The organism is Heyndrickxia sp. FW510-T9 (assembly GCF_058781025.1).
In genome coordinates this window covers 24,047-45,715 of record NZ_JBYSWK010000031.1, presented here as the reverse complement: position 1 = coordinate 45,715, position 21,669 = coordinate 24,047, and the positions used below count along the sequence as shown (strand labels likewise).

Sequence of the window (21,669 nt, the reverse complement as noted above, 5' to 3'; positions counted from 1 at the left end):
CTGTCATCCTTTTTATACTTCGCTATCCGAAATAAAAAACCCTTTATTTAAGGCTCTTTTCTTAAACCTTGTTGCTTTTGGTTTAAGTAACAACCTCATTAGAGTGAATGATGAATAAACATATGTCACAAAACTAAGTCTGTTTAGGATTTATTAAAATTGGTGAAAAAAAACAGCCAAAAATAAAAAGTGATTAACAAACCTTTTCTTTCCGATTTTGAAAATCGCATGGAGGTTTAAAGTCAATCACATTCACGGTTACACTTACACTTGTAAATCACAAATTTATTAAACTTTTATATTTCCCCTCAAAAAATGCTAGTGGATCACCATCTTTAACAGCAATATCTATAACCTCACCTATATATAAGGTGTGATCTCCTGCTGGATAGGAAGCATGGACATTGCAAGTTATATTCGCTATTGAGCCTTGAACAACTGGGACATCCTGCATCCAATCAAAATCAATCATTCTTTGCTCTTTTAATTGTCCCGCAAAGTACATGGACATGTCTTGCTGCTCCTTGGATAGAATACTAATTCCAAATTTTCCAGACTCCTTAATTCTCTGATTCATATTTGCCTTTTCTCCTATCGAGATTAGGACAAGCTTTGGATGAAGAGATACGGACATAAAAGCATTTGCCGTCATGCCATGCACTTGATTATTCACTGAAGTAGTAATAATCGTTACCCCTGTTGCAAACTTTCCCATTGCATTGCGAAATGTGCGATCATCCATTTTGTGGGCCTCCTTTAATGCATTCATGTTCCGTTACCTCCTAAATCGATTATGAATATTATTATGTTTATAGGTTCCTGCTTCACTGAATTCAATTAGTTCCATAGATAGTGCCAGATAACGCTTTTCAAACAAATCTTGAAAATGGTCTTTTATAACAGCAAATAATTCATCACAAACTTGCTTTTTGTCCGTTTCAGATCTCCCAGCACCAATCTTTAATGTTCCATGAACAAATGCATCATTTTCCTTACAATCTGCCACTCTGTAATCTTTAAGCTCCATCGCTCTTGACCGGATGCCTCCGATCGGAAAAATATTATTATAGGAAATTAACACATTATTGATTTTTTCAAGTAGGAGTGGAATATTGGCATCTGGGTTTAAATTATCGGTATATTCCAGTATGAAGTGTGGCATGGTTCCCTTCCTTTCTGAGACATGGTTTAGCTTTTTGGATTGGTGGAATTATCGCTTGGTTTGGCGGAATTATATTCTGTTTTGGTTGATTTATCGCTTGGTTTGACAAGTTTCTTTCAAATAAACAAAGTGTCCTTTTGATAGCTTATAAAGGACACGTCCCTTCCAATTCCCAAGCAAAGTGTCCTTTTGATAGCTTATAAAGGACACATCCCTTCCAAATTCCAAGCAAAGTGTCCTTTTGACTGCTTTTAAAGGACACGTCCCTTCCAATTCCCAAGCAAAGTGTCCTTTTGACCGCTTTTAAAGGACACGTCTCTTCCAAATTCCGAGCAAAGTGTCCTTTTGACTGCTTTTAAAGGACACGTCTCTTCCGAATTCCGAGCAAAGTGTCCTTTTGACTGCTTTTAAAGGACACGTCTCTTCCGAATTTCAATCAAAGTGTCCTTTTGATAGCTTATAAAGGACACGTCCCTTCCAATTCCCGAGCAAAGTGTCCTTTTGACCGCTTTTAAAGGACACGTCCCTTCCAAATTCCGAGCAAAGTGTCCTTTTGATAGCTTATAAAGGACACGTCCCTTCCAATTCCCAAGCAAAGTGTCCTTTTGACCGCTTTTAAAGGACACGTCCCTTCCAATTCCCAAGCAAAGTGTCCTTTTGACCGCTTTTAAAGGACACGTCTCTTCCAAATTTCAAGCAAAGTGTCCTTTTGATGGCTTTTAAAGGACACGTCTCTTCCAAATTTCAAGCAAAGTGTCCTTTTGACTGCTTTTAAAGGACAAGTCCCTTCCAAATTCCTAGCAAAGTGTCCTTTTGACTGCTTTTAAAGGACAAGTCCCTTCCAATTCCCAAGCAAAGTGTCCTTTTGATAGCTTATAAAGGACAAGACCCTTTCGAATTTCAATCAAAGCGTCCTTTTGATGGCTTTTTAATGACAGTTTATTCTTGATTATATGAAATGGAACGAGGTACCTGTCCCCTCAATCTACTATGGTGTTCACCAAGCGGCCAATTCCTTCGATTTCGGTAATTACTTCTGATCCAACAGCTGTATCGACTGATCCTTTTGGTGTTCCTGTTAAAATGATGTCGCCAGGGTTTAATGTCATGAAGCTGCTTAAATATTCGATTAAAACAGGGATGCTGAAAATCATATCCTTTGTATTGCCTTCTTGTGTTAGTTCTCCATTTACATATGTTTTCAAAACTAAATTCATCGGGTATTGAATATCTTCTGCATCTACTAACCATGGACCAATCGGGGTGCAAGTATCACGATTTTTCACTCTTAGATTTGGGCGGTAATAATTCTCTAAATAATCTCGAATTGCATAGTCATTTGCAATGGTATAGCCGCTGACATAGTCATAAGCATGCTCAGCCTTAACTTTTCTCGCCATTTTTCCAATAACAACGGCAAGCTCACATTCATAGTGCATATAAGTAGCGTCTGGGGGTCTCACTGTTTGCCCATTATGCCCGATGAATGTGTTCGGTCCTTTCAGAAAAACAAGCGGTTCCGACGGTGCTTGAAAAGAAAGTTCGGATGCGTGATCAGCATAATTAAGCCCTAGCGCAAATACGGTTTTAGGGTCAACAGGAGGAAGCCACATCACCGATTCTTGCTCAACGATTCTTCCATTGTCGAGCAAAATTCTACCATCTTGTTCTATAGCGTGGTGAATGGACCCGCTATGCACGACTCGAGCCCTTTTCATATCTTCACCCCCGCAGCTAGATCATTTTCCTTCACAATTCTATTTTCTAAATATCCGATTTCCTCAATTTCAATACGAACACAATCTCCAGCCTTTGCTTTCGGTGGATTTTCAGGTACACCAACCAGCAAGACATCTCCTTTGGATAGAGTCATAAATTCCGTCACTTCTGCAATCAATTTTGATACAGATCTTATTAAATTTGCAGTTGTATTCTCTTGTTTTAATTCATCGTTAATATAAACTTTAATATGAAGAGAATCCGGATTTATTCCTTCCTTATCAACAATCCAAGGTCCAACCGGACAAAAACCATCTCTCGCTTTATGTTTGACTGCGGGACGATAGACACTTTCATGTGGAATAGAAACATCGTTCACAATCGTATAGCCTTCCACATAGTCTAATGCTTCTGATTCACTGACACGTGTTGCTGAACGCCCAATGACAACAGCAAGAGCAGCACCTATTTCCAATTCTGTTACGTCTTGTGGTAACGGAATTGGCATCCCATAACCGATAATAGTGTTGATAGGCTTTATATAAAGGATGGGAGCTTCAGGAGGTTTATTATAGGGGGCTTCGTAAACCGATTCCCCCAGTTTTGCTAGTGCCCCCTTATAGTTTAGAAGAGTCCCATAAATAGTACCTGAAACGCAAGCATCCAATGGAAGTTTACTTATTTCATAGGATTCACCATTGGAATGGAGAACATTTTCGCTAGCCTCTCCATCATGCAAAAGATGCGAGCCATTAAATTTAAAGGTAACTTTAGACATGGAGTCACTCCTTTCCCGATATTAAATAATAATTGTTGGCTTTTTCTTCTCAAGCTTCGGTTCCTTTGTTTCCACTTTTTCTCCTGTATGAACATCTAACACAACAGATGCTTCATTAAACCAACAGTCTGGTGCTGCATGCCCCCAAAATGTTTGGCGCATTGGGTCATCTAAATCCCAACGAATTGGTTTGAAATCAGGATCACTTGTCAAATAATCACCATTGTACAGCTCGATTCGATGACCATCAGGATCCCGCAAATAAAGGAAAAATGCATTTGATAAACCATGGCGACCCGGGCCGCGCTCAATATTTGCTCCATATCCCATAGAAGCTAACACATCACATGTGTTGATCACACTCATCGGATCACTTAACCAAAAACCAACATGGTGTAAACGTGGTCCTACTCCATTCATGAAGGCAACATCATGGACAGTTGGCTTACGATGAAGCCATGCTGCCCAAATTTGTTCATCATCAGAGGTTGTATATTCCGAGCAGGCAAAGCCTAATTCATTAATATAAAAGTGATATGCCATTTCCACATCACGGACAGCACAATTGAAATGATCAATGCGCTGAACACGGGCGCCTTTATAAAGATCATAACGTTGCAGTAATCTGTCCACCGTTTCCATTTCTGCAAAAAACTCTAAAGGCAAGCCAGAAATATCCTGGACACGAAGAGTGCGTCCCATTGCCTTTTGTGTTCCTTTTTCCAACCATTTTAATTGGCAGCCCTTTTCCGAAAAAAACACAGACAACGCATCTAAATCCGATTCCGAGTGAACTTTATAACTAATAACCTCTACACTTGGTTCAGCTGCTTTTTGCAGCACCAAGCTGTGGTGAGTGTGTTCTTCCAGGCCTCTTAAATAAATTTTGTCATGATCACAAGTCGTTTCCACAAAGCCAAGTGCATCTATATAAAAGCGGCGGGATTCTTCTAAATTGGTTACATTTAAAACGGCTCTAGCTGCCCGAATAATATTAAAATCCATCTCCATTTCCCCCTTAAACAAAGCTTGGCTTTCCGGTATTTGCTTTACCAAGAAACTCACGAATCATTTCTTTATAAGAATCTTTTTCATAAGAATCAAAGTAAGTCATCCCCATGCGAATTGGATCACCGAAGAAATAGTATTCATAATGCATTTGCCGGCTACCGAAGGCGCTCATCGTCATATCCCATGCAAGTCGGAATAATTGAACACGTTCATAACCTTCTAGATTTTTCCCTTGTAATCCACGATTAATGATTGCTCCGATATCCTCATTTTGGAAGTCTGCTTCTGTCGGGATGCCCATTAATCCAGATGCTCCTAAAACACGTAAAATTTCTACTAACCGAGGATAAACACGCGGATACCAATTTCTAGCAGTATCTAATGCAGCATAATCTGGTGTCATCGTTCCCCATTTATCCAGCTTGGCATTATGCTCGGCACGATACAAATGACTACGCATTGTTTCCAGTGTCATGATAATTTCTGCACCTTTATCCTGAACATGCTGGAACTGATCAATTCCAATGGCATCCATCACGCTTAATGCTAAACCGAGGAGGAATTCTGTCTTAACAATATTTTTTGATAATACTTGATGTGCCATATGGACTACTGCATTTGTTTCTCGAAAAGTACGGTTGCAAATGGATGAATTTCCGCAGACGAATACCCGCTCCCATGGAACAAAAACATTTTCAAACGAAACAATCGCATCTCCCTCTTCAAATCTAGAGGAAAGTGGATGATCCCACACATTTTTACCATAATCAAAGGACTCACGGCTGATGAATTTTAAACCAGGAGTATTATTTGGAATCGCAAACGCTATGGAATATGGGTCATCCAATTCACCTGATTTTTTCACTGTGGAAGGAAATACAAGAATTTCATCGGTGATCCCACCTTGAGTAGCAAGAAGACGGATTCCATCCACGATAATTCCATCTTTATTTTTCTCGACAAGATGTAATGCCACATTGGCATCCTTCTGTTCATGTTGTGCCTTAGCTCTATTCACCTGAGGATGGATTAATGTATGTGTTAAGCTAATATCGTTTTCTCTAGCATACTCATAATATTTTTTTGCATTTTCTGCGAACATTGGATCTGCTTCTGCAAATAATTCATTGGACACACCCATTGCCATGACTTCTGCATTCAAGTAATCCGGAGAACGCCCCATTAAACCACCGGAAGTCCGTGCCCATTCCGTAATCGCTTCTCTTCTTGCGATTAAATCATCTATCGTTTTTGGTTGTAGGAACGTCGTCCCAACCTTTTCACCAGTTGTAGGAGAGGTATATAACATTTTTTCTGGCTTTTCATGTTGCAGATCATATAAATTCGCCATCGAGTGAATAACGTTTTTAAATGCTGGATGCTCTGTCACATCTTTTACACGTTCACCATGAATATAAATATTGTTATTCGCTTTTTTCAGACGTTCGATATAGTCTTTTCCTGTTTTTGCTGGCATATTTTATCCCCCTAATGTTTACTTCTTCTTTTTCCCAAACTGTGGAATATGATGTTCTGCTAATGCTACATGAATGACTTGTACTTCAGTATAAAAATCAAACGCATAATGTCCGCCTTCACGACCAATGCCACTTGCTTTCGTACCGCCAAATGGAGTGCGGAGGTCACGGACGTTTTGTGAATTTATCCATATCATGCCAGAGTCAATCCCCTGTGCGACACGGTGGCCACGCATGATATCTTTAGTCCACACATACCCTGCTAACCCATATTTAACGTCATTAGCAAGTTCGATGACTTCTTCCTCTGTCGTAAATTTCATGACTGACATAACTGGTCCGAAAATTTCTTCCTGAGCCACAGTCATATGATTTTTAACATTTAACAATAGAGTTGGCGGAATGAAATTTCCTTTATGAAATTGATCTGGCACATTCCCAGAGAAAACCTCCGCTCCCTCTTCCACTGCAATTTTCAAGTAGCGTTTCACATTATTGTAATGATCAACATGAATTAATGGACCAACCTCTGTATCTTTATGTAGCGGATCACCAATAACAATGTTAGAAATGCGCTCCTTTAATGCGAAAACGAATTTGTCATAAATCGATTCATGTAAAAATAATCTTGAATTCGCTGTACATCTTTCCCCGTTAAACGAGAATATTCCCCATGTACTTGCATCAAGAGCTCTTTCAAAATCAGCATCCTCAAAAACGATAATGGGCGATTTCCCTCCCAATTCAGCTGAAACTCGTTTCAATGAATCTGCTCCGTTTTTAATAATTTCCGAACCGGTAGTAGTTTCGCCCGTAAAAGAAATCAATTTGACATGTGGATGTGCTACTAGCGAAGCGCCTGCAGTTTCCCCAAATCCATGTACAACATTAAAAACACCCTTTGGAAGTTCAGCCTTATCAATAATTTCAGCTAAACGATTCGCTGTTAATGGTGACCATTCACCAGGCTTTAACACAACGGTATTTCCTGTAGCCAATGCAGGAGCAATTTTCCATGTTTCCAGCATAAATGGAGCATTCCATGGAGTAATCAATCCTGCAACCCCTACTGGCTTGTGAATTGTATAATTTAAGAACTCACCATCAACTTGATATGCTTCGCCAACCATCCGGCTAGATACCATCTCCGCATAAAAACGAAAATTTTGAGCGGAGCGTGCTACCATATTTTTCGTTTGACTAATTGGTAAGCCAGTATCCAAAGATTCTAATGGAGCTATTTCTTCAATATGCTCATCAATTAAATCTGCAATTCTATGAATATACTTAAGTCGTTCACTGATCTTCATTCTGCCCCATTCACCTTTGAAGGCAGCATGTGCCGCCTCGACAGCAGCATCGATATCTTCCTTGTTTCCCGCAGCCACATTGTTTATTACTTCATTAGTAAATGGATTAAGATTTTCAAATGTTTTTTTCGAATGGGCAAATACAAACTGTCCATTAATATAGAGTTGTACATCCTGAATTTGTTCCATCATATACCCTCCCACTATTTTGCAGTGATTTCATCATGTAGTTCGACATAGTGCTTGAGGACAGAACGGATCTCCTTTTGTAGAGCTTCCGTTGGCAAATCCATCGGCAAGCGCAAAACGGGTTTGATTTTCCCCATCATTCCCAAGGCAGCCTTTAATGGAGCAGGATTTGTGTCTTTAAAGAGAACATCATTTAGCTCCATTAATTCATAATGAAGATCCTGCGCCCGTTTGACGTCACCTTCTGCCCATGCATTATAAACTTCTGCGACTTTATCTGGTGTAATGTTTGCTGTTGCGCTTATATGCCCGGCACCACCAATCGCAAGCATTGGATAGCATAATAATTCAATACCGGAATATAGAAGGAAATCTCTACCACATTTTAGTAATACTCGATTTATATGTTCGAAGTCCTTATTCGATTCTTTTACGCCGATTATATTCGGACAATCTTTAACAAGGCTAGCCAATGTCTCTACTTGTAAATTCGTTGCTGTTCTTCCTGGAATGTTATAGACAATAATTGGGATATCGACTGAGTCTGCTACCGCTTTGAAATGTTTGTATAAGGCATGTTGTGAAGGTTTGTTGTAGTAAGGCACGATAACAAGTGCTGCATCTGCCCCTATTTCCTGGGCTTTTTTTGTTAAATATAATGTTTCCTGATGATTCGTTGATCCCGTTCCAGGTACAAATGGGACTCTTCCATTAATGGTTTTTGCAGCAGTTTCCATTACCTTGATGCGTTCTTCGATTGTTAAAGAGCTCGGTTCACCTGTAGTACCAGTTACCGAAATCCCATGTGTTCCGCTTTCTATATGCCAATGAATAAGTTTTTCTAAAGTCCCATAATCAATAGAAAAATCCTCATTAAATGGGGTAATAATTGGGGCAATTGATCCTCGTAATTTCTTTTTTATCTCGTCGTATTTGTTCATGCTCCTCCACTCCTCGAAAGTTTTTTTGTTAAGGAAACTATAAGATTTAGCCATGTGGATAACCTTCTAAAAATGTTACACGTCTAGCTTTAAGTGAAATTGGCACTTCAAATTTCACCAGCGCCAATCGCCAAGCGGATGTGCAAGTCGCTTGCGCATTTGCTCTTGAAAACCCTTTCATTTGAAATGTATCATATGTTAAAGTATATTTAAAATATTTAAAATATTTGTTTTGCATACAAAAAAAGTATACATATTTCACTAGGAGGATATAGGATGGATATAAAGCAATTACGCTATTTTTCCACCATTGTTCAAGAAGGGCAAATTACCCGTGCGGCTAAAAAGCTTCATATGGCACAACCTCCGTTAAGTCACCAGCTCAAGCTTTTAGAAGAAGAATTAGGAGTTACATTAATCGAAAGAAATGGAAGGAAATTAGAACTTACACAACCTGGCGAAGTACTTTATAAACATGCTCAAAATTTACTTAAACAATTTGAAGAAACAATTGAAGAAGTACGTGAATCCAACGAGGGTCTAAGGGGTATTTTGTCATTAGGATCAGTGAAATCATGTTTTTCGCATTTGCCACAGAAGATTAAAGCCTATCTGCAAAGATATCCCTTGGTCACTTTGCAATTAAGAGAGGGGGACACTTTTGTTATTGGGGAACTAATCAAAAATCGGGAAGTGGAAATCGGAATAACACGTCTTCCAATGGATCTGAACGACTTTTCCTGCATACACTTATCAAATGATCCATATGTAGTTGTCCTTCCAAAGGAATTAAAACAATCTTCTCAAAGCAAAATTAGAATGGCAGAATTAAAAGAGTTACCTTTATTACTGCTTCACCGCATCCAAGGTTCGGGGCAATACGAACTAGTGGTAAACGAATGCAGACGTCATGGTTTTGAACCTAAAGTTGTTTGCGAATGTCCAGACGTCTCGATGATTTTATCACTTGTTTCTGCTGGAATAGGTGCAACCATTATCCCGAGAGATTCCCTTCTTTCTTTTCCATCTGACAATATAAAAGTACTTGAAATAATGGATTCAACAATATCAACTGAAGCAGCGATAATTTGGCAGAAAGATCGATACCTATCCAAAAATGCAAAGTATTTTATTCAAATGTTTCAGTCTTAATGAAAGAAATAAAGAAGCACGTCGCTTATCACGACTGTGCTTCTTTATTTCAACTCAGGAGCTATATCCTTAAACATCACATTTTTTGCCAACTCATAGCATTCTTTCAATTGTTCTATTGTTACTAAAGCTGGATTATGCTCAAAATGTATATGAAACTTTTGATTATACTTTGATAGAAATTCTAAGTATCGATGTGCGTCACCATAATTTGGATCATCGATACTTTCTTTTATGACGGGAAAATGACGTTTCATATTTTTACCATATTTTGTTGTACTATGATGGACCAAATATACATATGGTGCTGCCTTTTGTAGAAATTTATATGGATCAAATCCTGGGAATGCCCGCTTATGTGCGTCCAATCTTTGTGTGTCTATTACAAGCTGGATGTCTTTATATGTTTCAAACATATGGAGAAATTCTTCTTCATACTCTCCAAAGAAATCGTATTCTAGGACTATTTTTTGCTTATATTTTTGCTGAATATCTATTAATCTTTTAAAAATATGATGACTTAGAGTGAGAAATTCTTCTCTCGATAACTCATTCCACTTAAGCGTTGGAAATTCCGTTTTCTTTGGCCAATAATCATAATCCACGTTACTAGGCAAAATAGCCGGATAAGGATAATGAAAAAGAATATAATCGGCACCATATTTCGCGGCAAATTCAACTTCAGTTTCGATCCAACTAGCAGACTCCTTTCGCTTTTGCTCATCACTGGAAGTAATTTGGGGCAGCCATACTCTTTCATTTGAATATACAGGCGAATGAATGCCAAATGCCAGATTGTTTTTATGACAAAAATCTTTTAATTTTGCCCAATCCTCTTCCTGTTTATATTGGGATGCCTCTAAACCGTTAATCATTCCCATATTCAGCTGATTCCACTCAACCTCGTTCAAGGCATGCCACATACCAATTTTAAGTCTTCTCATTTTTTTACTCCTATTTTTTATCCATTTACTTTGCATCTTATTATAATTATTGGAATTTTTCAAATCCATACTAATCTATTCATTATTTTAATGTTTTTGGAAAAACTAATCCCAAAAAGGAGGATGTCACCATGACTCAACGAATCAATCGGATTCATTTGTTTTTGTTGCTCATCATTATCGCTGTTTTTATTTGGTCATCAATTAAGGCAGCGGATTATTTAACTTGGGCTTTAGAGGTTACTCCAGCAGTTCTCATAATTTTAGTATTGCTTTTAACTTATCGGAAATTTCGCTTTACGACATTCTCTTATTTGATCATTACTATTTTGATGATTCTCATGTTTATTGGTGGCCATTATACGTATGATGATGTTCCTTTATTTGATTGGCTTAAAGAGAAATTACACACAAAAAGAAATGAATATGATCGATTTGGCCATTTTGCAAAAGGCTTTTTTGCCATCGTCATTAGAGAATTTTTAATACGAAAGTCATGCCTTCGACCATCAAAATGGCTCATTACTATCACATTATCCTTTATACTTGCACTCTCGGCATTATATGAAATCATGGAATGGCTAGGGGCTGAGATTTTAGGAAGATCGGCTAAGGATTTTCTTGGGACTCAAGGGGATGTATGGGACTCTGAGTGGGATATGTCTTTAGCATTTTTAGGCGGTATTTTATGCTTAATCTTACTTTCTCATTTGCATAATAAATTTTTACAGAAATGATTGAATAGAACCTTTTATCTAAAAAATATGAAAATTATTCCTGTTTTGTGATATAATAAATCTCAATTTATTGAAGAAAGGGGTCTAACATGAAATTACTAGTTCGTCTATCTAGCAGTCTTCTTCTTTGGATATTAATGATGGCTGTTCTAGTTTTTATTATCTTACTTCCAAGGGACATACAAGTAAAACGAATCGATGTCACAGATGAAATGTCCTATCATTTTACATGGTCAGGATATAAGGAAAATATCACTCAATATTTCTCGGATGTAAAGGTAAATAAGAGCCTTGGAACAGCTGCAGATCATCAAAAGGTTGAATGGGAGCTTGTCCATTATGGAAAGAGAAGTATTGCTATTTTAGTTCCAGCTTTAATTGTCAGTTTCTTAATTGGAATAATGAAAGGTGTTTTTGATTACCGTCGTAATGGTGGGTTGTGGAAATTCTTTGGCGAAGGGACAACTTGGTTAGGACAATCTATTCCAGACTTCTTTATCATTATCATTTTAGAATTAATTATTTCTGTGACAATACGTCGTATTTTTCCAGATCTGCAGCTATACGGTTATGACCATTGGTACAATATCTTTCTGCCTATTATCTTTTTATCCATGTATCCAGCAGCCGTTATTGCCAGCTATACTACTCAAGCATTGAAGGAAGAAGATGGCCTTGATTATATTCTTACTGCGAAAGCAAAAGGATTACCGGAAAGGATCATTCTTTGGAAGCATGTCTTGCGTAATTGCTGGTCTAAAATTCTGATTCATTTTATGCCAATTATTTTAACATTACTTTCTTCCATGGTTTTAGTGGAGTATATGACATTATATCGTGGTATGGGAACGAGGCTTATGGATGCGATTAAGATAAAAGACATAATTGCCTCCAACGATACGATTCTACCAATTGAAGCGCCTACCGTAATTGGTTTTAGTTTAGGTTTCATGGTAATTCTTCTACTGGCACAATGGGTTGGTCAAATTATCAAACATTATCTTATTCCAGTTAGAAAGGATGAGCAATCATGAAAAAGGTTCCTCTATTGTGGATTGGTATGATTGGATGCAGCATCATTGCTTTTGTTTTTATTTTCGGACCACATTTACCAAAGATTGATAGACAAATAGCACCAAAAACTTATATCCTAGGCAAGGGTGGAAATTTAGACTTTGTTCTACCTCCATTTCCACCTTCTGAACGATATCTGTTAGGTTCAGATGCACATGGAAGAGATATGTACAGTGCACTAATACTTGGGACAAGAACTACCATCATTGAGATAGGATTAATATCTATTATTACCATTCTGTTGGCTCTTCCGTTTGGAATGTTATCAGCCCATTTTCCATTTTTAAGAAGAATACTAGAAGGATGGAATTATTTATTTTCTAGAATACCAGTATTTTTCTTCGTTGTTTTACTTACAACGATTCCATTTTTTATCTTTTCCGGGCAGCGACCTATATGGATGATCAGCGTAATTATCATATTAGAGCTTGGAAAAGCAGCAGAATTTGTACATAAATCGGTAAAGGAAATACAGCAAAAAGCATATTTTGATGCAGGTATTGTATCCGGCACAAGAATTTTTGGGCTTTGGAGATGGTATTATGTACCGGGTTGCTTTTCACAATGGCTTTCCTATTTTATTCTGCATATGGGAAACATGTTATTTTTGCTTGGACAATTAGGTTTTTTCAATATATTTGTTGCACAAAAGCTAACTCAAGTTGGCGGGATACTTGGGACACCTATTGCGTTTTATCAGATTACTAATACTTCGGTTGCTTGGCCGACATTTTTATCAAACACCTTTAATGATATTAATAATTGTCCATGGGTGCCAATATCCGCTTGTATCTTTATTACGTTTACCATCTTTTCCTTTATTGCATTAGGCAAAGGAATAATGCAGTATTCCTTATTAAAACAGAAAGGGTTAATTGACAGAAGAGAAAGCTTATTTATAAAAAATCGTTTTTTCTTTAATCCATTCTTAAAAGAACAAAAGGAATTTTCCAAATAGCATAAATATCATTAACTTTATGGATTTTTATCTAAATCTTTATTTGTTCTTAATATTCATAGTCCAGAATATAATTATATCAAAGTATAACCTCCTTTTTAGGAAGCTTTCTACCTGAGGAAATCTAGCCATTGGCTAGATTTTTTCAGTTTTACAGATTTCCTCATTCAAAAAACCCCCCCAACTAAAAATTTGGAGAGTTTTTGGTTAGCTTGTTATATGCCTTTTCTCTCTACCTTCAGGAAAAAGCTTCTTACCCGCGTAAAAGACATCTGATTTTTGTTTTTAAAAATGATAATAGCGAGAGAAAAAAATCGGACGGTTCTCGTGTTTCGAAGATATTTTGAATAGTTAAACATTAGGTTAACTAGAAAAAGGCTGGACTTTATACTCATCCTTCATATTTAATTATTTGCTAGAATATACATGGATTATATTCTTTATCAGTTAAAGTGAAATTGCATAAAATATTGAGGGTGAAAACATGGATATTCATACATTAAGAAACTGGGTTCTTTCTTTTAATTATATGAGCTTAATCATCATTGCAGCTCTTGTAATTGGAATGCTAATAATACGATGGGTACTTCTCTGGAGTCTAAAAAAACTTCCTAAACATCAATTTGCGTTGAGAAGCATAGTAAATTGGTTTACTTTTTACGGAACCCTGGTCTTTTTGCTCCTATACTTTTCAAAAGCAAAATGGATGTTTGCCAATATTTTTAAATTTGGAAAAGTGAACGTAACACTATTCCTAATTATTGTAGCCGTTTTAATTATTTCTTTAGCTAGTAGACTTTCAAAAATTTCAACTAATGTTTTATTACCAGGTATATACAATCGATACCATTTAGATAAAGGGACAAGATATACATTTGATCGGGTTGTGCATTATTCCATTATGATTATTGCGATTATTGTCAGCTTAACGACAGTAGGAATAAATCTAAGTGCATTAACTATGTTTGCTGGCATTATCAGTGTTGGAATTGGATTTGGACTGCAAAACATTGCTTCCAACTTTATCTCTGGGGTTATTATCTTGTTTGAAAGGCCAATAAAAGTCGGGGATCGCGTTCTTATCGATAACATTATTGGAGATGTTGAAAAAATTAATATGCGGGCGACCGTCATTAAAACAGTTAGTAATGAACATATAATTGTGCCGAACTCATATTTTTTAGGGGAAAAGGTCGTTAATCGTTCGTTTAGTGATCCAAGAATAAAACTACCAATACCATTTAATGTTGCATATGGAACAGATGTAGAAAAAGTAAGAGACATGCTCATGGAGATTGCAAGAGAGGAAAGCTTAGTTTCACCGGCAGTATTATTGGATCCGGAACCATTTGTGAATTTTGTAGGCTTTGGAGATTTCTGTCTTAATTTTGAATTATCTATAATGATATCTGATTATAATCAGCTTGGGACAATAAAAAGTAATATAAACTTTAGAATAAATAAGCTATTTATTGAAAATAAAATAGCAATTCCTTACCCGCATAGGGAATTATATATAAAAAGTATTGATAGAGTGGAAGAAAAATATCACATCTCTTGATACTCGAGAATGTTATATTGAAGCTTCAGCGCCAAGATAAAATAGTAGTGTTCGGTTTGGAAGTTCAAAACGATAGTATTAACACACTAAATAGCCTACCAAATTACATTTTAAACATCATTAAATTAATGCATAAGCGTGGTCAAATGACCACGCTTTTAACATATGAATTGGTTAAATGACTAGTTGCATCTTTTTAATAAATTTTCGAAAGCGAACTTATTTTTTAAAAGGAGTTAAAATAAATTCAAAACCTGTGGAAATATTTTACTTAAAGCTAACGCGGCAGCAATTTTGAAAATGGAAATCAATCTTCTTATTAAATTAATAAATATAAGGAATTATTATCAATTATGTACATAAGTGATTAACAGGGGGGTATAACAATGTCACATAAGGTTAGAGACATAATGAAATATAGAAAAATTTCATTAGTATGTTTATTTATTTCCATACCTCTAAGTATGTTAAGTGTTTTTTTTAGTATTGGATGGCTAACTATTCTTGGTGCATCATTATTAGCAATCTTTTTCATAATGACTTTTACTCTGTGGAGATGTCCAAAATGTAAAAAAAGATTGCCCTTACGATTTAATAAGGACACTGATTTAAACGATATATACCGTTGCCCTTATTGCCATACAAAGTTTTTGAGCGGAGAAATTATTGACTAAATTAAACTTGTGATACGGTATAAGTGGCTTATAAAGCAGGTGCCCTCCCTTTTAGTTATGCAGAATCATCAACTAATGCGGACATTAATCCTTTTTGGATCAACGCCCGCATCTATTTGATCCTCGGCTTAGATAAAAAACCCTCCAACTATAAATTGGAGAGCTTTCGGTAAACTAGCTATATGCCTTCTCTTCTTCCTTCTGAAAAACCTTCTCAATGTGTAAAACATCTGTTTTTTTATAATATGATAATAGCTAGAGAAAAAAATCGAACTGTTCTCTATTTCCTTTTAAGAAACACAAGAACCGTCCCCATGTTTCAAAGAAACACAAGAACCGCCCCCATGTTTCCCTAACTATACGCTTTCTCCTCTTCCTTTTGAAAAAAGCTTCTCATTGCATAAAAGACGTCTGATTTTTGCTTTAGAATATAATAGCGGAATTTATCGTCTTTGATGTTTTTGTAGGAGGACATAAGAGTTGAATGGCGATTATATTGGTTTACTTCCCCGTAACAGAACATATTTGAAACCTTCGTAATTTCTTCCACTAGTTTTACACATCGTGCGTTATCGGATGTTAGATTATCACCGTCGGAAAAATGAAATGGATAAATATTGAATCTGGATGGATCATATTTCTCTTCAATTAAGCTAAGTGCTTTTCGATATACGGATGAGCAAATCGTACCGCCGCTTTCTCCTTTTGAAAAGAAATCTTCCTCTGAAACTACTTTTGCTTCGGTATGATGTGCAATAAACTCAATGTCAACGGATTGATATTTTGTTCGTAGGAAGCGTGTCATCCAGAAGAAGAAGCTTCTGGCAATATACTTTTCCCAGACTCCCATACTACCACTTGTATCCATCATTGCAAGAACGACTGCTTTTGATTCAGGCTTTTCTATTTCATTCCACGTCCGGAATTTTAAATCCTCTGGAACTATTGGATGGAAGCTAGGTTTACCATTAATAGCATTTCGTTTAAAGGCGGTCATCATCGTTCTTTTCTTATCGATATTCCCCATTAGACCAGTCTTTCGAATGTCATTAAATTCAATGTCTTTGACCGTATTAATATCCCGTTCTTTTCTTTGTAAATTAGGAAGCTCCAGCTGTTTAAATAATGCTTCCTCCAGTTCCATTAACGATACTTCTGCTTCATAGTAGTCTTCACCAGGCTGGTCTCCTGCCCCTTCACCTTTTCCTGGCCCTTTCTGCGGATTGCCATCCCGGGCAATTACATCCCCTACTTTACTGTCGCCGTCCCCCTGGCCGACATGCTTGTTTTTGTCGGAATTATAACGTATTTTATATTCATCTAATGAACGTATTGGAATTTTGACCACATCACGGCCATCTGACATGATGATGCTTTCCTCGGTTATGAGATCAGGAAGATTATTCCGAATTGCTTCCTGTACTTTTTCCTGATGACGTTTTTGGTCATCATGCCCTTTTCGATGGAGGGACCAATCTTCACTTGAAATCGCAAATTGTTGATGTTCTGATTGAGACATTTGATATACTCCCCTCCTATAAAAATTTTTTCAAAAATGTATCACACATTTTTGATGTGTTGCATACAATATTTTGGTTACTTAAATCACTAAAAAAAAGTAAATATTGATTACTCTATCCTATGCAAAAAGTTAAAATTATTTACAAATAGATATGACAAATGTTCATTCGCCTAACCGTTGGACAAGCTTATTTTTTAAAAGGCTGTTTTCGTATAGATTGTTGCTTTTATCCCTATCAAGCTTTAGTTTCAGCACATCTTTCTTATTTCATTGCCTATTCTAAAGCCGATCGAAGATTTCACGATTTTTTCCATTACAAAAACAACAAAATTTAAGAAAAGAGCCTTTGGAAATGACAGAGGTAGGAAAATGCTCCTACCTCTGCAAATTGCATCTTATCTATTTAACAAACTTCCAACATAGCGCAGCAAATCATTTGCAGACGTCGAATTATATCCATGCTCATCAATAAGACGGGCAACTACTTCATTAATTTTCTTCAATTGTGTTTCATCCGGTGTTTTTGTGGAAGTAGTGATCTTTACTACATCTTTCAAATCAGCAAATAGTTTCTTTTGGATTGCTTCGCGTAGGCGGTCATGTGAATTATAGTCAAATCGCTTTCCTTTTCTGGCATATGCGGAAATTCTGATTAAGATTTCTTCTCTAAATGCCTTTTTCGCATTTTCAGATATGCCAATTTGCTCTTCAATCGATCTCATTAATTTTTCATCCGGATTAATTTCTTCCCCTGTTAATGGATCACGAAGCTTTGCCTTGTTGCAATAAGCTTCAACATTGTCTAAATAATTGTCCATAAGGGTTTTAGCGGATTCTTCATAGGAATAAACAAAGGCTTTTTGTACTTCTTTCTTGGCCAACTCATCATATTCCTTACGTGCAAGTGAAATATAATTTAAATATTTCTCTTTTAATTCTGTTGTAATTGATGGATGTTGGTCCAATCCTTCCTTCAATGAACGGAGAACGTCAAGTGCATTGATGGAATGAACTTCCTTGCGAATAATCGTGGACGATATCCGATTGATGACATATCTCGGATCAATTCCGCTCATTCCTTCTTCAGGAAATTCTTTTTTTAGCTCTTCTACGTCTGCTGAATTAAAGCCTTCGACATTTTCTCCATCGTATAGTCGCATTTTCTTTAATAAATCGATATCACCGCGTTTTGGCTCTTTTAAGCGGGTCAATATTGTAAACATGGCAGCAACTTTTAGAGTGTGCGGGGCAATATGAACATCTGCTACATCGCTTTCATTGATCATTTTTTCATAAATTTTTTCTTCCTGGGATACTTTTAAATTGTAGGGGACAGGCATCACAATAATACGAGAGTGTAAGGCTTCGTTTTTCTTATTAGCAATAAAGGAGCGGTACTCCGTTTCATTTGTATGGGCGACAATCAATTCATCCGCACTAATCAGTGCGAATCTTCCAGCTTTAAAATTCCCTTCCTGTGTTAACGATAAAAGATGCCATAGAAACTTTTCATCACATTTTAACATCTCTTGGAATTCCATTAATCCGCGGTTTGCTTTATTTAATTCACCATCAAAGCGATAGGCGCGTGGATCTGATTCAGATCCATATTCGGCAATGGTAGAGAAATCGATACTTCCTGTTAAATCGGCAATATCCTGAGATTTTGGATCGGATGGACTAAACGTTCCAATTCCTACACGACGGTCTTCGGAAAAGAACACTCGCTCAATCATGACATCTTCAATTTTCCCGTTATATTCCTGCTCCAATCTCATTAAATTGAGCGGAGATAGGTTCCCTTCGACCCGAATCCCATATTCCTCATAGAAATCTTGGCGAAGATGACTCGGGATTAAGTGTAAGGGATCCTCATGCATCGGACAGCCTTTAATAGCATATACAGCCCCTTTATCTGTACGAGAATAAGCTTCAAGCCCTCTTTTTAACATGGTAACTAATGTAGACTTACCACCGCTGACAGGCCCCATTAATAGCAAAACCCGCTTTCGCACATCTAGACGTCTTGCTGCGGGATGAAAATATTCTTCAACTAGTTTTTCCAGTGCTTCCTCTAAGCCGAATAATTGACGGCTAAAAAATTCATATTTTTTCTTCCCATTTTCTTCCCCAACTCCGGCATCTTTTATCATATTGTAAACACGGGAATGTGCCGACTGAGCAATCCATGGCCTTTCTTTTAAAAGCTCCAAATAATCAGCAAATGTCCCTTCCCAAAATAACTTCTCTTCTTCTTCACGGTAATGTGAAAGTCGTTTTAATATATCCATAGAGACCTCCCCTTGTCACTTGTTAAGAGACGATTTATATACTTTATGCTTTTAGCGAAGTGAACATGAATGAAACAGACAAGAATAATGATATATATAATATGGAAATATAGTGATAACGTTACGGGTAGACTCTTTTCTTAAGCTTTAAATTCTTGGTGATCACCTTTTTGGGTTGTAACTGAATAAACTTCTTAAGGAAATATGCCTCGGAACTATGTCTGCTTAGAATATATAACAAGTGAAGAAAAGCAGTAATTAATGAGAAAACGGCTACGGATATGATTGTCAAACAATTGTTAGAAATGAAATGGAAGAGCGTTCACTTTTCGTTTAAAATGGGCTATAATAACTGATAGTGCATGTACTTTGGGCAAAGGAGGCGTACATATTAATGAAAACATTAATCATTTTGCTTGGAATCGTCGCATTTCTAGCTGCAATCTTTACTGCAGGTTATGAAGATAAGCCAGGTGTAAATAAATAATTTGCCTAACAAAAAAATCTTCCGCATGGAAGATTTTTTATTTTAACCCTGGATATCCTTGTTGTCTTAATGCTTCGTATACTAAGATTGCAGCTGTATTGGAAAGATTTAAGGAACGAACATTATCATTCATTGGTATTCTTAAAAAATGATCTTTATTTTTTTCTAATAAATCTTTCGGTAATCCTGTTGTTTCTTTTCCGAACATAAAATAATGGTCTTTTGTTACATCGCTAAAGTCAAAGGCCGAATGAGGCTTTTCTCCGAATGTTTCAATATAATAAAACTCTCCATTTTTATTTTTAGAAAAAAACTCATCTAATGAGTCATAATAAGTTATATTTACAGAATGCCAGTAATCAAGCCCCGCTCTTTTTAGCATTTTATCATCTGTTGAAAAACCAAGCGGCCGGATTAAATGCAACTGAGTATCGGTTGCGGCACAAGTTCGCGCAATGTTGCCAGTGTTTGCTGGAATTTCTGGTTGATATAGTACTACATGAATTGCCAAGAATAGTCACCTCTATCTTAATTTAAAGCTCTTTTCTTAAACTTTGTTGCTTTTGTAAAAGAAAAATCTTATAAGCTTCTTCATTCGCCATAAGTACATGTATTCTTTTTAAGAAAAGATACCCCCAAACTAATTCTAAGTTAGGATTTAAAACAAATTACGAAAAGCAACAATTTATACGAAAACACAGCCTTCTTTTCCCTTTCACATTATAGCATATTTGTGAGATTCTCTTTTTTCCTTTTAACTATCCACAATCGTAAAAAATTTATATTTGATATTTGGTGTATACGCCGAAGAATCTTCGTATGCCCAATACCTATTTCGACTATTATACGTATGGGCATTTACAAGCGGCATTCCAGAAGCATCTTTGTCAGTTACAATGGTGTTATGATCAAAGCGGCCATCGCCCTGGAAATCTAGGCAAATTACGTCACCCAGTTTTAGTTCTAACGGTGAGCTAACTTGTTTTGCCTTTAATCCTGCTGTTGAATTACTTAAATACTGCATTAAAGAATGTGCTGCTGCCCAGCTATAGCTATAATTATTATTTTGCAGCCACCAGCCTTTACCCCTATTGGGATGACCTCTCATTGGCGCCCCGCCTTCATGTAAGCATTGCGAGATAAAATTTGTGCAATCTACATCAAATTTCTTATATTTTGGATTATAGCTATCCCACCATCTTTCCGCATACTGAACAGCTTTGAGCCGGTCATAGTTGTAGCTTTTTCTTGCTTCCTTTTCATTTGTATCATATGACAAGAAAGACGGTTCGTCATATGGGACATGAAAATCAGGAACGATTTCAAGATCATGGTATAATTGTTCATTATAAAATGATGCTTTACGATTTTCGATTTCTTCCTCAATATACATTTTCTCTTTTTGTTTGATTAAATACTGTAAGTGTACCTGGTAATGAAGGATAGTTTGACTGTCTTCCTTGTTTTTATCCTTAACCTTTGCTCGTGCCTTCACCTTTACAATTTCCGCATTTCTCCGCGACAGCAGATCTTTTTTTCTATTTATTTTTTCATCATCACCTGAAATATTTACTAATTGCTCCAAACGTGATTTTAATTGTTTTTGAAGCTGAGATTTCATGAAAACTCCCTCCTTCTTTTAAAACATATGAAAGAAGGAGGGAAAACAAAACAAAACTTT

Annotated in this window: 18 protein-coding genes; 5 read left to right on the top strand and 13 right to left on the bottom strand. The window is 36.6% G+C overall.

Annotation, left to right across the window (positions count from 1 at the left end; all coding sequences use genetic code 11):
• Window positions 1–277: 277 nt before the first annotated feature.
• From AC3WJF_RS15440 to hpaI, 8 genes are all read right to left on the bottom strand, one after another.
• Window positions 278–742, bottom strand: a complete 465-nt coding sequence (locus AC3WJF_RS15440; RefSeq protein ID WP_492453722.1) for a flavin reductase family protein — start codon at window positions 740–742, stop codon at window positions 278–280.
• A 33-nt stretch (window positions 743–775) separates the two neighbouring features.
• Window positions 776–1,162, bottom strand: a complete 387-nt coding sequence (locus AC3WJF_RS15435) for a 5-carboxymethyl-2-hydroxymuconate Delta-isomerase (RefSeq protein WP_492453714.1) — start codon at window positions 1,160–1,162, stop codon at window positions 776–778.
• Between the two features lie 980 nt (window positions 1,163–2,142).
• A complete protein-coding gene (locus tag AC3WJF_RS15430) occupies window positions 2,143–2,880 on the bottom strand; it encodes a fumarylacetoacetate hydrolase family protein (RefSeq protein WP_492453712.1) in 738 nt (245 codons plus the stop codon).
• Complete coding sequence (locus AC3WJF_RS15425) at window positions 2,877–3,659, bottom strand: fumarylacetoacetate hydrolase family protein (protein ID WP_492453710.1); 783 nt, start codon at window positions 3,657–3,659, stop codon at window positions 2,877–2,879. The genes AC3WJF_RS15430 and AC3WJF_RS15425 overlap by 4 nt, the downstream gene beginning before the upstream one ends.
• Window positions 3,660–3,680: 21 nt before the next feature.
• Window positions 3,681–4,664: a 3,4-dihydroxyphenylacetate 2,3-dioxygenase gene (gene hpaD, locus AC3WJF_RS15420; protein WP_492453708.1), complete on the bottom strand. Its 984-nt coding sequence runs from the start codon at window positions 4,662–4,664 to the stop codon at window positions 3,681–3,683.
• A gap of 13 nt (window positions 4,665–4,677) precedes the next feature.
• A complete protein-coding gene (gene hpaB / locus AC3WJF_RS15415) occupies window positions 4,678–6,147 on the bottom strand; it encodes a 4-hydroxyphenylacetate 3-monooxygenase, oxygenase component (RefSeq protein WP_492453706.1) in 1,470 nt (489 codons plus the stop codon).
• Between the two features lie 18 nt (window positions 6,148–6,165).
• Entirely contained in the window at window positions 6,166–7,650 is a 1,485-nt protein-coding gene (gene hpaE / locus AC3WJF_RS15410) for a 5-carboxymethyl-2-hydroxymuconate semialdehyde dehydrogenase (protein WP_492453704.1), read from the bottom strand.
• Window positions 7,651–7,661: 11 nt separating this feature from the next.
• A complete protein-coding gene (gene hpaI, locus AC3WJF_RS15405) occupies window positions 7,662–8,588 on the bottom strand; it encodes a 2,4-dihydroxyhept-2-ene-1,7-dioic acid aldolase (protein WP_492453702.1) in 927 nt (308 codons plus the stop codon).
• Window positions 8,589–8,864: 276 nt separating this feature from the next.
• On the opposite strand from hpaI, the gene AC3WJF_RS15400 reads away from it, so the two are divergent.
• Window positions 8,865–9,740, top strand: coding sequence for a LysR family transcriptional regulator (locus AC3WJF_RS15400; protein WP_492453700.1), 876 nt, complete (start codon window positions 8,865–8,867; stop codon window positions 9,738–9,740).
• Between the two features lie 44 nt (window positions 9,741–9,784).
• Here AC3WJF_RS15400 and AC3WJF_RS15395 read toward each other — a convergent pair whose 3' ends face one another.
• The gene (locus AC3WJF_RS15395; RefSeq protein WP_492453698.1) at window positions 9,785–10,684 is read right to left on the bottom strand and encodes a TIM barrel protein; all 900 of its coding nucleotides are present in this window, start codon (window positions 10,682–10,684) and stop codon (window positions 9,785–9,787) included.
• 131 nt (window positions 10,685–10,815) lie between these two features.
• On the opposite strand from AC3WJF_RS15395, the gene AC3WJF_RS15390 reads away from it, so the two are divergent.
• From AC3WJF_RS15390 to AC3WJF_RS15375, 4 genes are all read left to right on the top strand, one after another.
• Entirely contained in the window at window positions 10,816–11,421 is a 606-nt protein-coding gene (locus AC3WJF_RS15390; RefSeq protein WP_492453697.1) for a DUF2238 domain-containing protein, read from the top strand.
• An 89-nt stretch (window positions 11,422–11,510) separates the two neighbouring features.
• Window positions 11,511–12,455 (top strand): ABC transporter permease subunit, encoded by a 945-nt coding sequence (locus AC3WJF_RS15385; protein ID WP_492453696.1) that lies wholly within the window; start codon window positions 11,511–11,513, stop codon window positions 12,453–12,455.
• On the top strand, window positions 12,452–13,453 hold the full coding sequence (locus AC3WJF_RS15380; protein WP_492453694.1) for a hypothetical protein: 1,002 nt from the start codon (window positions 12,452–12,454) through the stop codon (window positions 13,451–13,453). Before AC3WJF_RS15385 ends, AC3WJF_RS15380 begins: the two co-directional genes overlap by 4 nt.
• Window positions 13,454–13,937: 484 nt before the next feature.
• Entirely contained in the window at window positions 13,938–15,014 is a 1,077-nt protein-coding gene (locus AC3WJF_RS15375) for a mechanosensitive ion channel family protein (RefSeq protein WP_492453692.1), read from the top strand.
• Between the two features lie 1,026 nt (window positions 15,015–16,040).
• On the opposite strand, the gene yhbH is transcribed toward AC3WJF_RS15375, so the two are convergent.
• From yhbH to AC3WJF_RS15355, 4 genes are all read right to left on the bottom strand, one after another.
• A complete protein-coding gene (gene yhbH / locus AC3WJF_RS15370; RefSeq protein WP_492453690.1) occupies window positions 16,041–17,207 on the bottom strand; it encodes a sporulation protein YhbH in 1,167 nt (388 codons plus the stop codon).
• A 398-nt stretch (window positions 17,208–17,605) separates the two neighbouring features.
• Window positions 17,606–19,501: a PrkA family serine protein kinase gene (locus AC3WJF_RS15365; protein ID WP_492453688.1), complete on the bottom strand. Its 1,896-nt coding sequence runs from the start codon at window positions 19,499–19,501 to the stop codon at window positions 17,606–17,608.
• A 524-nt stretch (window positions 19,502–20,025) separates the two neighbouring features.
• The gene (trmL, locus tag AC3WJF_RS15360) at window positions 20,026–20,499 is read right to left on the bottom strand and encodes a tRNA (uridine(34)/cytosine(34)/5-carboxymethylaminomethyluridine(34)-2'-O)-methyltransferase TrmL (RefSeq protein WP_492453686.1); all 474 of its coding nucleotides are present in this window, start codon (window positions 20,497–20,499) and stop codon (window positions 20,026–20,028) included.
• Window positions 20,500–20,742: 243 nt separating this feature from the next.
• Entirely contained in the window at window positions 20,743–21,609 is an 867-nt protein-coding gene (locus AC3WJF_RS15355; RefSeq protein WP_492453684.1) for an amidase domain-containing protein, read from the bottom strand.
• Window positions 21,610–21,669: the final 60 nt, after the last annotated feature.

Bases quoted from the DNA above. Each gene is read 5' to 3' on its own strand.
- hpaB (WP_492453706.1), bottom strand. From the start codon at position 6,147: ATGCCAGCAAAAACAGGAAAAGACTATATCGAACGTCTGAAAAAAGCG.
- AC3WJF_RS15390 (WP_492453697.1), top strand. From the start codon at position 10,816: ATGACTCAACGAATCAATCGGATTCATTTGTTTTTGTTGCTCATCATT.
- hpaI (WP_492453702.1), bottom strand. From the start codon at position 8,588: ATGAACAAATACGACGAGATAAAAAAGAAATTACGAGGATCAATTGCC.
- AC3WJF_RS15375 (WP_492453692.1), top strand. From the start codon at position 13,938: ATGGATATTCATACATTAAGAAACTGGGTTCTTTCTTTTAATTATATG.
- yhbH (WP_492453690.1), bottom strand. From the start codon at position 17,207: ATGTCTCAATCAGAACATCAACAATTTGCGATTTCAAGTGAAGATTGG.
- AC3WJF_RS15430 (WP_492453712.1), bottom strand. From the start codon at position 2,880: ATGAAAAGGGCTCGAGTCGTGCATAGCGGGTCCATTCACCACGCTATA.
- AC3WJF_RS15365 (WP_492453688.1), bottom strand. From the start codon at position 19,501: ATGGATATATTAAAACGACTTTCACATTACCGTGAAGAAGAAGAGAAG.
- AC3WJF_RS15400 (WP_492453700.1), top strand. From the start codon at position 8,865: ATGGATATAAAGCAATTACGCTATTTTTCCACCATTGTTCAAGAAGGG.
- AC3WJF_RS15440 (WP_492453722.1), bottom strand. From the start codon at position 742: ATGGATGATCGCACATTTCGCAATGCAATGGGAAAGTTTGCAACAGGG.
- hpaE (WP_492453704.1), bottom strand. From the start codon at position 7,650: ATGATGGAACAAATTCAGGATGTACAACTCTATATTAATGGACAGTTT.
- AC3WJF_RS15435 (WP_492453714.1), bottom strand. From the start codon at position 1,162: ATGCCACACTTCATACTGGAATATACCGATAATTTAAACCCAGATGCC.
- AC3WJF_RS15380 (WP_492453694.1), top strand. From the start codon at position 12,452: ATGAAAAAGGTTCCTCTATTGTGGATTGGTATGATTGGATGCAGCATC.
- hpaD (WP_492453708.1), bottom strand. From the start codon at position 4,664: ATGGATTTTAATATTATTCGGGCAGCTAGAGCCGTTTTAAATGTAACC.
- AC3WJF_RS15425 (WP_492453710.1), bottom strand. From the start codon at position 3,659: ATGTCTAAAGTTACCTTTAAATTTAATGGCTCGCATCTTTTGCATGAT.
- AC3WJF_RS15385 (WP_492453696.1), top strand. From the start codon at position 11,511: ATGAAATTACTAGTTCGTCTATCTAGCAGTCTTCTTCTTTGGATATTA.
- AC3WJF_RS15355 (WP_492453684.1), bottom strand. From the start codon at position 21,609: ATGAAATCTCAGCTTCAAAAACAATTAAAATCACGTTTGGAGCAATTA.
- AC3WJF_RS15395 (WP_492453698.1), bottom strand. From the start codon at position 10,684: ATGAGAAGACTTAAAATTGGTATGTGGCATGCCTTGAACGAGGTTGAG.